The organism is Sphingomonas ginkgonis (genome assembly GCF_003970925.1).
Classification (GTDB): domain Bacteria; phylum Pseudomonadota; class Alphaproteobacteria; order Sphingomonadales; family Sphingomonadaceae; genus Sphingomicrobium; species Sphingomicrobium ginkgonis.
Genome location: NZ_RWJF01000001.1, coordinates 2,538,709 through 2,550,361 on the forward strand (window position 1 = coordinate 2,538,709; position 11,653 = coordinate 2,550,361).

Annotated in this window: 7 protein-coding genes; 5 read left to right on the forward strand and 2 right to left on the reverse strand. The window is 70.0% G+C overall.

Features of this window, described 5'->3' with window-relative positions; translation table 11 throughout:
• Positions 1-6 precede the first annotated feature (6 nt).
• The 4 genes from kdpB to HMF7854_RS12240 are packed head-to-tail and all read left to right on the forward strand — an operon-like array spanning position 7 to position 5,989.
• Positions 7-2,037, forward strand: a complete 2,031-nt coding sequence (gene kdpB, locus HMF7854_RS12225; RefSeq protein ID WP_126719348.1) for a potassium-transporting ATPase subunit KdpB — start codon at positions 7-9, stop codon at positions 2,035-2,037.
• A gap of 12 nt (positions 2,038-2,049) precedes the next feature.
• Positions 2,050-2,628, forward strand: a complete 579-nt coding sequence (gene kdpC / locus HMF7854_RS12230) for a potassium-transporting ATPase subunit KdpC (RefSeq protein ID WP_126719349.1) — start codon at positions 2,050-2,052, stop codon at positions 2,626-2,628.
• The gene (locus HMF7854_RS12235) at positions 2,625-5,303 is read left to right on the forward strand and encodes a sensor histidine kinase (protein ID WP_126719350.1); all 2,679 of its coding nucleotides are present in this window, start codon (positions 2,625-2,627) and stop codon (positions 5,301-5,303) included. The genes kdpC and HMF7854_RS12235 overlap by 4 nt, the downstream gene beginning before the upstream one ends.
• A gap of 14 nt (positions 5,304-5,317) precedes the next feature.
• Positions 5,318-5,989 (forward strand): response regulator, encoded by a 672-nt coding sequence (locus HMF7854_RS12240; protein ID WP_126720204.1) that lies wholly within the window; start codon positions 5,318-5,320, stop codon positions 5,987-5,989.
• A 52-nt stretch (positions 5,990-6,041) separates the two neighbouring features.
• Here the strand turns inward: HMF7854_RS12240 and HMF7854_RS12245 are convergent, their stop codons facing one another.
• Positions 6,042-8,402 (reverse strand): glycoside hydrolase family 31 protein, encoded by a 2,361-nt coding sequence (locus tag HMF7854_RS12245; protein ID WP_126719351.1) that lies wholly within the window; start codon positions 8,400-8,402, stop codon positions 6,042-6,044.
• Between the two features lie 248 nt (positions 8,403-8,650).
• On the opposite strand from HMF7854_RS12245, the gene HMF7854_RS12250 reads away from it, so the two are divergent.
• On the forward strand, positions 8,651-10,882 hold the full coding sequence (locus HMF7854_RS12250; protein ID WP_239016969.1) for a WD40/YVTN/BNR-like repeat-containing protein: 2,232 nt from the start codon (positions 8,651-8,653) through the stop codon (positions 10,880-10,882).
• Here the strand turns inward: HMF7854_RS12250 and HMF7854_RS12255 are convergent.
• Positions 10,879-11,640 carry an IclR family transcriptional regulator gene (locus HMF7854_RS12255; RefSeq protein WP_126719352.1) on the reverse strand — a complete coding sequence of 254 codons (762 nt, stop codon included), beginning with the start codon at positions 11,638-11,640 and terminating at the stop codon, positions 10,879-10,881. The genes HMF7854_RS12250 and HMF7854_RS12255 overlap by 4 nt on opposite strands.
• Positions 11,641-11,653: the final 13 nt, after the last annotated feature.

The window sequence follows — 11,653 nt, forward strand, 5'->3', positions numbered from 1 at the left end:
GCACCCGTGGCACGCGCAGAAAGCAAGTCCCTCTTCACCGCCGACCTTATCGTCCCGGCGCTCGGCGATGCCGTCCGCAAGCTCGACCCGCGCGAGCTTGTCCGTAACCCGGTGATGTTCACCACTGCCTGCGTGGCGCTTCTGCTCACCATCCTCCTGGTGGTCGGGCAAGACGCGCTGGCCACCGGCTTCAAGCTCCAGCTCGTCGTCTGGCTCTGGCTGACCGTCCTCTTCGGCACTTTCGCCGAGGCGTTGGCGGAAGGCCGCGGCAAGGCGCAGGCGGCGTCGCTGCGGGCGACCAAGGCCGAGCTCACCGCCCGTCGGATCCGCAACGGCGGGACGGAGAATGTCGCCGCCTCGCAGCTCCGCGCCGGCGACATCGTCCTCGTTGAGACCGGCGACCTCATCCCAGCCGACGGCGAAGTCGTCGAAGGGGTTGCCTCGGTCAACGAAGCCGCGATCACCGGCGAGAGCGCGCCCGTGATCCGCGAGGCTGGCGGCGACCGCTCGGCCGTCACGGCGGGGACCCGGGTCATCTCCGACCAGATCAAGGTCCGCGTCACCGTCGACCCCGGTCAGGGCTTCCTCGACCGAATGATCGCCCTCGTCGAGGGCGCCGAGCGGCAGAAGACCCCGAACGAGATCGCGCTCACCATTCTGCTGGTCGGTTTGACCATCATCTTCCTGATCGCGGTCGGGACCGTGCCGGCCTTCGCGCATTATGCTGGCGGCAGCGTGCCGGTGGTGATCCTCTCCGCGCTGCTCATCACCCTGATCCCGACCACCATCGCCGCGCTGCTGTCGGCGATCGGGATCGCCGGCATGGACCGGCTGGTGCGCTTCAACGTCCTCGCCAAGAGCGGCCGCGCGGTGGAAGCGGCGGGCGACGTCGACGTGCTCCTGCTCGACAAGACCGGCACCATCACCGTCGGCGACCGGCAGGCGACCGAGTTCCGGCCGGTTTCTGGCGTCCATGTCACGGAGCTGGCCGAGGCGGCGCTGGTCGCCAGCCTCGCCGACGAAACTCCCGAGGGCCGCTCGGTCGTCGCCCTCGCGCGCGAGCGGTTCGACGTCCGCCAGGACGCGCTCCCCGCCGGCGCGGAGATCATCCCCTTCACCGCGCAGACCCGGATCTCGGGCGTCGAGATCGAGGGATCGGTGATCCAGAAGGGCGCGGTCGACTCCGTCCTCAAGGTCAACCCGACCGCGAGTGAGACGGCGGCCGCGACCGAGCTGCGCCGGATGACCGACGAGATCGCCCGCGCCGGGATGACACCGCTCGCGGTAGCGCGGGACGGAAGGTTGCTCGGGACGATCGCCCTCAAGGACATCGTCAAGGCAGGCATCCGCGAGCGCTTTGGCGAGCTTCGCCAGATGGGCATCCGGACGGTGATGATCACCGGCGACAATCCGCTGACCGCCGCCGCCATCGCCGCCGAGGCCGGGGTCGACGATTTCCTCGCCCAGGCGACCCCTGAGGACAAGCTCGAACTCATCCGCAAGGAGCAGACTGGCGGCCGCCTCGTCGCCATGTGCGGCGACGGCACCAACGATGCGCCTGCCCTCGCCCAGGCCGACGTCGGGGTCGCCATGAACACCGGCACCCAGGCCGCGCGCGAGGCCGGCAACATGGTGGACCTCGACAGCGACCCTACCAAGCTGATCGAGGTCGTCGGCCTCGGCAAGCAGCTGCTGATGACCCGCGGCGCGCTCACCACCTTCTCCGTCGCCAACGACGTCGCCAAATATTTCGCGATCATCCCGGCGATGTTCGTCGCACTCTATCCCGGCCTCAGGCTGCTCAACATCATGGGGCTGGCAACACCGCAGAGCGCGATCCTCTCGGCGATCATCTTCAACGCGCTGATCATCCCGGCGCTCGTCCCGCTCGCGCTCAAGGGCGTACGCTACCGGCCGATTGGTGCCGGGCCGCTGCTCGCGCGCAACCTCGCCGTCTACGGCGCGGGCGGGCTCGTCGCGCCGTTCATCGGCATCAAAGTCATCGACCTTGCCGTCAACGGCCTCGGTCTGGTCTAAGGAGCCTCAGCCATGGGCAGTGATTTCGCCTCCTCCCTCCGTCCCGCCGTCGTCATGACGATCCTGTTCGCGCTTCTGCTCGGGATCCTCTATCCGCTCGCCATGACCGGTCTCGGCCAAGCCTTGATGCCGCACCAGGCAAACGGAAGCCTCGTCCGCGATGCTTCGGGCAAGGTCATCGGCTCGGAAGTGGTCGGCCAGGCCTTCGTCTCGCCGCGCTACTTCCAGACGCGCCCGTCCGCGGCGGGCAATGGCTATGATGGGCTGGCTTCCTCCGGCTCCAATCTCGGACCGGCCTCGCAGGCGCTGACGGACCGGGTGCGGACTGACATCGCCGCGCGCCGCGCCGAAGGCATCGTCGGCGCCGTCCCGATCGATCTCGTGACTGCCAGCGGATCGGGGCTCGACCCGGATCTCAGCCCCGCGGCCACGCTCGCCCAGGTGCCGCGCATCGCCCGCCAGCGCGGCATCGGCGAGGACCGGCTGCGCGCGCTTGTCCAACAGAACGTCCGCCGCTCGCTCCTGGGCGATCCGCACGTCAACCTGCTGGCGCTCAACCTGCAGCTGGATCGGCTCGGCGCCGCGCGTTGACCGACTTGCCGCGGCCCGCCCCCGACGCCCTGCTGCGCCAGGCGGCACAGGAGGGGCGCGGCCGCCTCAAGATCTTCCTCGGTGCCGCACCCGGTGTCGGCAAGACCTTCGAGATGCTGTCGGAGGGCGCGGCGCGGCTCAGCGCCGGCACTGACGTCGTGGTCGGAGTGGTCGAGACCCACGGCCGCGCCGAGACGGAGGCGCTGACCCGAGGTCTCGAGATCCTGCCCCGGCGTTCGATTGATTATCAGGGGCGCACGCTCGCCGAGATGGATCTCGATGCCTTGCTCGAGCGGCGCCCGCAACTCGCACTGGTCGACGAACTGGCGCACAGCAACGCGCCGGGCAGCCGCCACCCGAAGCGCTACCAGGACGTCGAAGAGCTGCTCGCGGTCGGGATCGACGTCTATTCGACGATCAACGTCCAGCACATCGAGAGCCTCAACGACGTGGTAGCGTCCTTCACCCGGGTGCGCGTGCGCGAGACGATCCCCGATTCGATCCTCGAGCAGGCCGAGATCGAGATCGTCGACATCCCGCCCGACGAGCTGATCGAGCGGTTAAGGGAGGGCAAGGTCTACCTTCCCGCCGAGGCCACCCGAGCGCTCGACCACTTCTTCTCCAAATCCAATCTTTCCGCGCTCCGCGAGCTGGCGCTCCGCCGCGCCGCGCAGACGGTCGACGCGCAGATGCTCGATCATGTCCGCGCCCATGCGCTGGGCGGCAACTGGGCGGCGGGCGAGCGGCTGGTCGTCGCGGTCAGCGAGCTGCCCGGCGCCGACGGGCTGGTTCGCGCCGCCAAGCGGATCGCCGGCGCGCTCCACGCGCCTTGGACCGCGGTCCATGTCGAGACTCCTCGCAGCCGCCAGCTCGACGCCGAGGCGCTGCAGCGGATCGCTGCGGTGCTGGCACTCGCGACCCGGCTCGGCGGCGCGGTCGCGACCGTTCCCGCGACCGATGTCGTCACCGGGCTCAAGGGCTTCGTCGAGGATGCCCGCGCCACGCAGCTCATCGTCGGCAAGTCCGCGCGCTCCTGGCTGTTCGAGTTTCGCCACGGCTCGGTGGTTGACCAGCTGGTGCGCGGGACCCCAGGCGTCGCCGTGCATGTCCTGCCGATGGAAAACGCCTTTCCCGGCAAGGCTGCCATCGGCGCCCGCCACAAGGCACGCGGCGGCAGTTGGGGATCGGCCTGGGGATACGCCGCCACCAGCGGCATGGTGGCGGTCGTCACCGCCTTCGCCAGCGCGCTCGCGCACATTCTCGACCTCGGCAATATCGCGCTTCTCTACCTGCTTCCGGTGATGGCCGCTGCCAGCCTCTACGGGCTGCGTACCGGCCTCGTCGCCGGGCTTCTCTCCAGCCTCGCGTACAACTTCTTCTTCCTTCCGCCGGTCGGCACGCTGACCATCAGCAACCCCGAGAACATCGTGTCCATCGTGGTCCTGCTCGGGGTGGCGTTCGTCACCAGCCAGCTAACCTCGCGCGTGCAGGTCCAGGCCGAACTGGCGACCAGGAGCGCGCGCACCAATGCCGCGCTTGCCGGCTATCTTCGGCAGCTCACAGCACTCAAGACGCTCGACGAGGTCGCCGCTGCCGCCTGCGCCGAGATCGCCCGCCTGCTCGGCGTTCGCACCGTCCTGCTGCAGCCGACGCCGCAGGGGCTCGCCATCCAGGCCGCGAGCGCTCCCGGCACCGAACTGCTGGTGATGGAGATGGCGGCGGCGCAGTGGGTCGCCGACACTGGGCAGGACGCCGGCCAGGGCACCGGCACGCTGACCGCCGCCGACTGGCAGTTCCGGCCGCTCACCGCGGGCGAGCGCGTGCTCGCGGTGCTCGGCCTCGCTCGGGACGACGGCCGAGAGCCCGTGCGCTCCGACCAGCTGGCGCTGCTCACCAGCCTGATCGAACAGACTGCCCTCACCCTCGAGCGGCTGCGCCTCGAAGCCGAGATGATCGACGTGCAGACGGTCCGCGAACGCGACCGACTTCGCTCGGCATTGCTCTCGTCCGTCAGCCACGACCTGCGCACCCCGCTGACGTCGATCCTGGCCGCCGCTGCCGAGCTCCGCCGCGACCATGACGATCCGCTGATCGACACGGTGGAGGGCGAGGCGCTTCGCCTCAACCGCTTTGTCGCCAACCTGCTCGACATGACCCGGGTCGAAGCCGGCGCGCTCAAGCTCAACGTCGAGCCGCTCGACCTCACCGACGCGGTCGGCGCTGCGGTCCACGACACCCGCCGCTCGCTGGAAGGTCATCCGATCCGGCTCGAGGTGGCACCCGACCTGCCGTTCGTCCGCGTCGACCCGCAGCTCTTCCACCACTGCCTCCTCAACCTCCTCGACAACGCCGGCCGCTATGGGCTTCCGGGAACGCCGATCACGATCCGGGCAGCTCGCCAGCGGCACGAACTCACCCTATCGGTCCTAGACGAGGGGCCCGGCCTCCCGCCCGGCCGCGAGCAGGAAGTGTTCGAGACCTTCCGCCGGCTGGAAGGATCGGATCGCTCGGTCAGCGGGACCGGGCTGGGGCTCGCCATCGTGAAGGGGTTTGCAGAGGCCATGGGGATGACGGTCGAGGCTTCCAGCCGGCAGGACCTGTCCGGTGCCTGCTTCAGCCTTCGCTTCCCCGACACGCTGCTGGTGCGCGGCTCGGACCGGGAGGCCGCGTGGTGAGCGGGCTCAAGGTCATGGTGGTCGACGACGACCTCCACATTCGGCGGCTGCTGCATGCCACGCTGGTGCGCGGCGGCTACCAGCCAGTCGAAGCAGTCAGCGCGGCGCAGGCCCTGTCCCACGTCCGCAGCGAGCAGCCCGACGCGATCCTCCTCGATCTCGGCCTGCCCGATCGCGACGGACTAGAAATCATCGGCCTGCTGCGCGAGCAGAGCGCCGCGCCGATCCTCGTCGTGTCGGCGCGCGAGGCGACGGACGAGAAGGTCGCGGCGCTTGATCTCGGTGCCGACGACTATGTCACCAAGCCGTTCGACAGCGAGGAGGTGCTCGCCCGCATTCGCGCCGCGCTCCGCCACAAGCTGCTCGCGCAAGGCTCCGCGCCAGTGGTACAGGCCGGCGCCGTCGCCATCGACCTCGTCAACCGCATCATCACCCGCGACGGTGTGGAGGTCCATCTCACCCGCAAGGAGTACGACGTGCTGGCGCAGCTTGCCGCCAGTCCCGGGCGGGTGGTGACCCACCAGCGCGTGCTCCAGGCCGCCTGGCCGTTCGAGCACGACCGCCGCATCGACTATCTGCGGATCGTCGTCCGCAACCTTCGCCAGAAGCTGGAAGCCGATCCCGCGCGGCCGGCCCTGATCGTCAACGAGATGGGCGTGGGCTACCGGCTGATGAGCGACGCCTGATCGGCTGGCGCCGGCAACAGCATCAACTTCGCCGCAGTCCCGCCCCCGCTCCTCAGCGCGCGACCACGCCGGGCTGCGGCGCCTGGACCCGCACCAGGCCGGCGGCATCCTGACCGGTCGGTAGCCGTCCGCTGCTGGTGAGCCGGCGGGCGCGGTCGTCCCAGCGCAGCACCGCCGTCCGCCCCCCGCTCTGGCGGTAAGCGTTGGTGGTGCCGTCGTCGTCATACAGCGTGAAGCTGGCGTCGCGGCCGGGATAGACCCGGATGCTGTCGAGCCGCTGCGCCGTCGCGGTGCTCGGCACCGGGGCACCGACCGGGATGATCGAGCCCGCCCGGACGAACAGCGGAATCCGCTCGATCGGCGCCGCCGCGCTGATCGTCTGCCCGCCTGCGTAGCGCTGGTTGGTCCAATAGTCGTACCAGTCGCTCCCCGCCGGCAGGTAGACACTGCGGCTGGTCCGTCCCTGCTCGGTCACCGGCGCCACCAGGAAGGCTGGCCCGAACATATATTCGTCGCCCAGGTTCACAACGTTGGGATCGTTGGGGAAGTCCATCCACAGCGCGCGCATGAACGGCGCGCCGCTCGCGTAGGTCTGGTGTGCCAGCGAGTAAATGTATGGAATGAGCGAATAGCGCAGCCGGAGAAAGCTTGCGATGATCGGCTCGGCCGCCGCGCCATATTGCCAGATCGCCGTCGCGGGTCTCTGCCCATGGATCCGCAGCGTCGGCGTGAAGCTGTTGTACTGGAACCAGCGGACGAACAGCTCGGGATAGTCGGTGTAGCCTGGCGCCATCGCGGTCGCGCCGGCGGGGTCGACCAGCGGGGCGCGCTGCGCCTTGGGCCCGTTGGGCCACTGCCAGCCCCCCGTGTCGCTGCCCCAGTACGCTAGGCCGGTGGCGGTGAAGTCCAGCCCCGTCGGCACCTGCCGCTTCAGCGCCTCCCAGGTCGACTGCACGTCCGACGACCAGAACAGCGCCCCGTTGCGCTGCGCCCCGAGATAGGCGGCACGCGCGAGGATCAGGTTGCGCATCCCGGGCCGGTCACGCGCCGAACCCTCGGCCACGCTCTGTGTGTGCACCAGCGGGAAGAGGTTGTGATAGCGGTCGCCCGAGCCGATCGAGTAGAAGGCGCCGTCGGGAACGAGGTCGGGCTCTGTCTCGTCCAGCCACAGCCAGTCGAAACCCTGCGACGTGATGTTGTCGCGAATCCGGTCCCAGTACCAAGCGCGCGCCTGCGGGTTGGTGCTGTCGATCAGCGCGCCAGCGCGGTCGGAGCGGATCGCAAGACCGTCGATCGGATTGCCGTCCTTGTCGTGGAGCAGCCAGCCCTTCGCAGCGAGCATGTCGTAGTAGCGCGATTCCCGCTCGAAACGCGGCCACACGCTGATGATCGAGCGCATCCCCATCTGTTTCAGCCGGGCGTTCATGCCCTGCGGATCGGGGAAGAAGGTCCGGTCGATGTCGATCTGGCCCATCCGCGTCCAATAGAACCAGTCGAGCACCATGACGTCGAGCGGGTAGCCACGGCGGCGGTAGCCGTCGGCGATGTCGAGCAGCTCCTGCTGGCTCTCGTAGCGCGCCTTGGACTGGATCAGCCCGAACGCCGCCTTGGGCGGCAGCGGGGTGCGGCCGGTCAGCCGCGCATAGCCGGCGTAGAGCTCGTCGGCATTGGTGCCGGTGATGACGAAGAAGGACACCCGCTCGCCGACGTTCGACTGGAAGTGGGTCGAGTTGAACAGACCGGGCGAGACGGTCGTCGCGGACGGATTGTCCCAGACGATGCCATAGCCCTTGTTGGTGACAAGGAAGGGCACGCAGACCGTCTCGCCCGCCGGCGCATCATAGTTGTGGCGGCAATCGATCGTCCGCCCGCGCAGGTCGAGGATGCCTTCCTGGTTCTGCCCGAGCCCATAGTAATGCGTGTCGGGCGTGTCGCTGAAGCTCGCCCCGGTGCGGAAGGTCCGCTCCCCATTGACCGTGTGCGGCGCGAGTTCCCAGCCGTTCATCTGCACGCTCTGGCCGCTGGCGCCGGTGAACTGCACCGACACCGGCGGCAGCGACGGCGCGAAATAGCGTTCCATCTGCGACGGTGCCTTGGGCCAGGGCTGCGCATTGACCGTGACCGACAGGGCGCCCGACGCGAACCGGTCGCCGTTCGCGGTCGTGCTGTGGCTCCAGCCGGCGGCGTCCGGCTGCCCGTCGATCCCGTAGCCGGGCGCGGAATCGGCAAGCGAGCGGTCCAACGCGATGGTGACCCGGACGATGTTGGGCGCATAGGGCTCGATCGCTATAAGGCTGCCGTTGCGATCCATGGTGGCGAGCGGGGCCGAAGCCGCGGGTGTGGCCAGCGCGGCGAGGCTCGACACGCCGGCAAGGACCATGGCGCGCGCCCAGCGCTTCGACGTGCTGCTCATCAGGGGATCCTCTTCTCCGGTGCCGGGCCCCAAAACGCCGCCCGATCGATACAGTGTTCAAGTATGAGCAAGCCGTTCACTTATGCAAGCAGCCATTCGCCGGCGCACCCACCCTCTCGGATCGGCGCTGGACGTCGAGGCGGCAGCGTAGCACCCCGGGTCGGCAAGGCGCAGCGACAAAGCGCGTGACAAGGCCGCTCGGATGGGCATGACGTTCTTCCATGAATATGTTTTTCACTGGTGAGGTGGTGTGCAGGCGTCTGCACCTTGCCGCCGCCCTGCTCCTGTTCAGCGCCGTCGCCGGCCCGGCTGGCGCATCGGCGAGCGGCGCTGCCTCGGTTCCCTACGATTGGCGCAGCGTGCGGGTCGGCGGCGGCGGGTTCGCGCCGGGGATCGTCTTCAGCACCGCCGAGCGCGGCCTTGCCTATCTCCGCACCGACATGGGCGGCGCCTATCGTTGGAGCGCGCGGGACGGACGCTGGATCCCGCTCGAGGATTCGGTCGCGGAGCCGAGCTACATGGGTGTCGAGAGCATCGCGCCCGACCCGCTCGACCCCGACCTCGTCTACCTGGCGGCCGGCATGGGCGCGCGGATGAAGGCGGCGATCTTCCGCTCGGCCGACCGCGGCACCCACTGGCGGATCACGCCGGTCCCCTTCGCCATGGGCGGCAACGAGGACGGGCGCGGCCTTGGCGAGCGGCTGGCGATCGATCCCTACCACCGTTCGACCCTCTTCTTCGGCTCGCGCCACCAGGGCCTGTGGCGAAGCGACGACGGCGCGGCGCACTGGGCCAGGGTCACCAGCTTCCCGCGGCCCGGTCTCGGCCTGCCGACCGCGCGCCGGCAGACTCACGGCGGGCTGAGCTTCGTCCTGTTCGATCCCGCCCGTCCTGGCCGGGTGGTGGTCGGCAGCGCCGACGGCGGCTCGCCCAGCCTGTTCCGCTCGGACGACGGCGGACGGCACTGGCGCGCGGTTCCCGGCGGACCCGCGGCGGACCTGCTCCCGGTCAAGGCGGTGATCGGCCGCGACGGGGTGCTGACGATCACCTATGCGAATGGCATCGGTCCCAACGGGATCACCCGCGGCGCGGTCTGGCGCCACGATCTCGAGCGCGGCCGCTGGACCGACGTCACCCCCGACCGGAGCCCCGACGCGCCCGCCGGCGGGTACATGGGCGTGGCGGTATCGGCGCGCGACCCGCGGATCATCGCAGTGAGCACGGTCGACCGCTACCACCCGGTCGACACCGTCTGGCGCTCGACCGACGCCGGCGCCCACTGGGACGAGCTGTGGCGGCGCAGCAGCCGCGACGTCTCGGCGACCCCCTTCCTCAAGCTGGACGGAAGCGAGGCCAATTTCGGGCATTGGATCGCCGGGCTCGCGATCGACCCGTTCGACGACACCCACGCCGCCTACGTGACCGGCGCGACCCTCTACGCGACGAGCGGCTTTGCGGCGGCGGGTCCGATGCGCTGGCAGCCCTGGACCGAGGGGATCGAGCAGACGGCGATCATTACCGCGATTAGCCCGACCGGCGGTGCGCCCTTGGTATCCGGCTTCGGCGACATTGCCGGCTTCCGCCACGCCGACCTGTCGTCCTCCCCCGCCCACCTCCACCGCGACCCGTTCCTCAGCAACACGAACAACCTCGATTATGCCGGTCTCGCCCCGGCGATTATGGTGCGGAGCGGGAGCACGCACGAGCGGATCGTCGATGGACCGACGCTCGCCTGGTCCGCCGACGGCGGGGAGAGCTGGCAGCCGCTGACCCCGCCCGCGATCTCGTCGCCGACTCCGTTCCCGGGTCCCTCGCCCGTCCGCACCGGTGACGCGCCGATCGTCGTCTCCGCAGACGGCCGGACCTTCCTCGCCGCGACGGTCATGCCGCTGCTGACCCGCGACCGCGGCGACCACTGGCAGGCGGTCGCCGGGCTCCCGGTGCGCACCCGGGTCACCGCCGACAAGGTCGATCCCGCCCACTTCTACGCCGTCGACGCCGCCCGCTCGGGGTTGGTCCGCAGCGATGACGGCGGCGCGCACTTCCACCCCGTCGCCGCCCGCGGCCTCCCCGCCGACCTGGGAAGCGCGGCGCCGCCGTCGCGCGAGGCGCAGAACCCGCTGGTCGCGGTGCCGGGCCGCGCCGGCTCGCTCTGGCTGCTGGTCGATCGCGCGCTCTACCGCTCGACCGACTATGGCGAGCACTGGACCCGCGCTCCGGGCCCGCTCCGGCCGACCCAGTTCGGGCTCGGCAAGGCAGCCCCCGGCGCGTTCTGGCCCGCGCTCTACGCCATCGCCGGGACCGGCCCCTCATCGGCGCTTTGGCGCTCGCTCGACGGCGGCACCCGCTGGGCACGGATCAGCGACGAGCGCCACCGCTGGGGCTCCCGCTTCCGCTTCATCATCGGCGATCCCCGCCGCTTCGGGCGGGTCTATGTCGGCACGGACGGCCGTGGCATCCTCTACGGCGACGCCCGCTAGGCGATCCGCGTCCCTTCCAGCTCGTGGCTGATCGTCTCGGCCGTCCGGCACAGCAGGTCGGTCGCCGCCGCCTCGTCGATCTTCACCCCCGCGCCGCGCATGAACGGCACCGTCAGCGCGGCCACCGCGAAGTCGTGGACGAGGATCGGCGCCGACAGGTCGACCACCGCGTTCACCACCTCGCTTTCACGCACCAGATGGCCTTGCGCGCGGATCGGGGCGAGCAGCTTCTCGAGCGGCTTGCGCCCGACCGTCTCGCCCGCCCGCTTCATGTCGCCGACCATCTGCTCGAGCACCGGCTCCGGCTGGAAGGCGGCGATCACCTGCCCCGACGCCGACAGGTGCAGCGGCCGGCGATAGCCGACGCGCACCGCGAAGCCGAGCATGCCCGGCGCTTCGACCCGCGCGATTACCACCATCTCGCTGCCCGATGCCACGCCGAGGTGACACGACTGGTCGAGCGCCTCGGACAGGCGATGCATGTGCGGCAGCGCATGGTCGAGCAGGTCGCGCACCGGCGGCTGCTGCATCCCCAGCGCGAAAAGCCGGTTGGTCAGCGTGTAGCCCCCCGCCGTGTCCTTGGTGATATAGTGCATGTCCTCGAGCACCTGGAGCATGCGGAAGATCTCGTTGCGCGACCGCGACAGCGCCGACGAAATGTCGGACATGCTCATCGGCTCCTGGGAATGAGCGAGCGTCTCGAGGATGGCGAGCCCCTTCTGCAGCGCCGGCGCGCGATACTTCGGTGGCTCCTCCATGGCGATCGTCGTT

What these genes read in the sequence shown, in the direction of transcription:
- kdpC (WP_126719349.1), top strand. Translation starts at nt 2,050, where the DNA reads ATGGGCAGTGATTTCGCCTCCTCCCTCCGTCCCGCCGTCGTCATGACG.
- HMF7854_RS12240 (WP_126720204.1), top strand. Translation starts at nt 5,318, where the DNA reads ATGGTGGTCGACGACGACCTCCACATTCGGCGGCTGCTGCATGCCACG.
- HMF7854_RS12245 (WP_126719351.1), bottom strand. Translation starts at nt 8,402, where the DNA reads ATGAGCAGCACGTCGAAGCGCTGGGCGCGCGCCATGGTCCTTGCCGGC.
- HMF7854_RS12255 (WP_126719352.1), bottom strand. Translation starts at nt 11,640, where the DNA reads ATGGAGGAGCCACCGAAGTATCGCGCGCCGGCGCTGCAGAAGGGGCTC.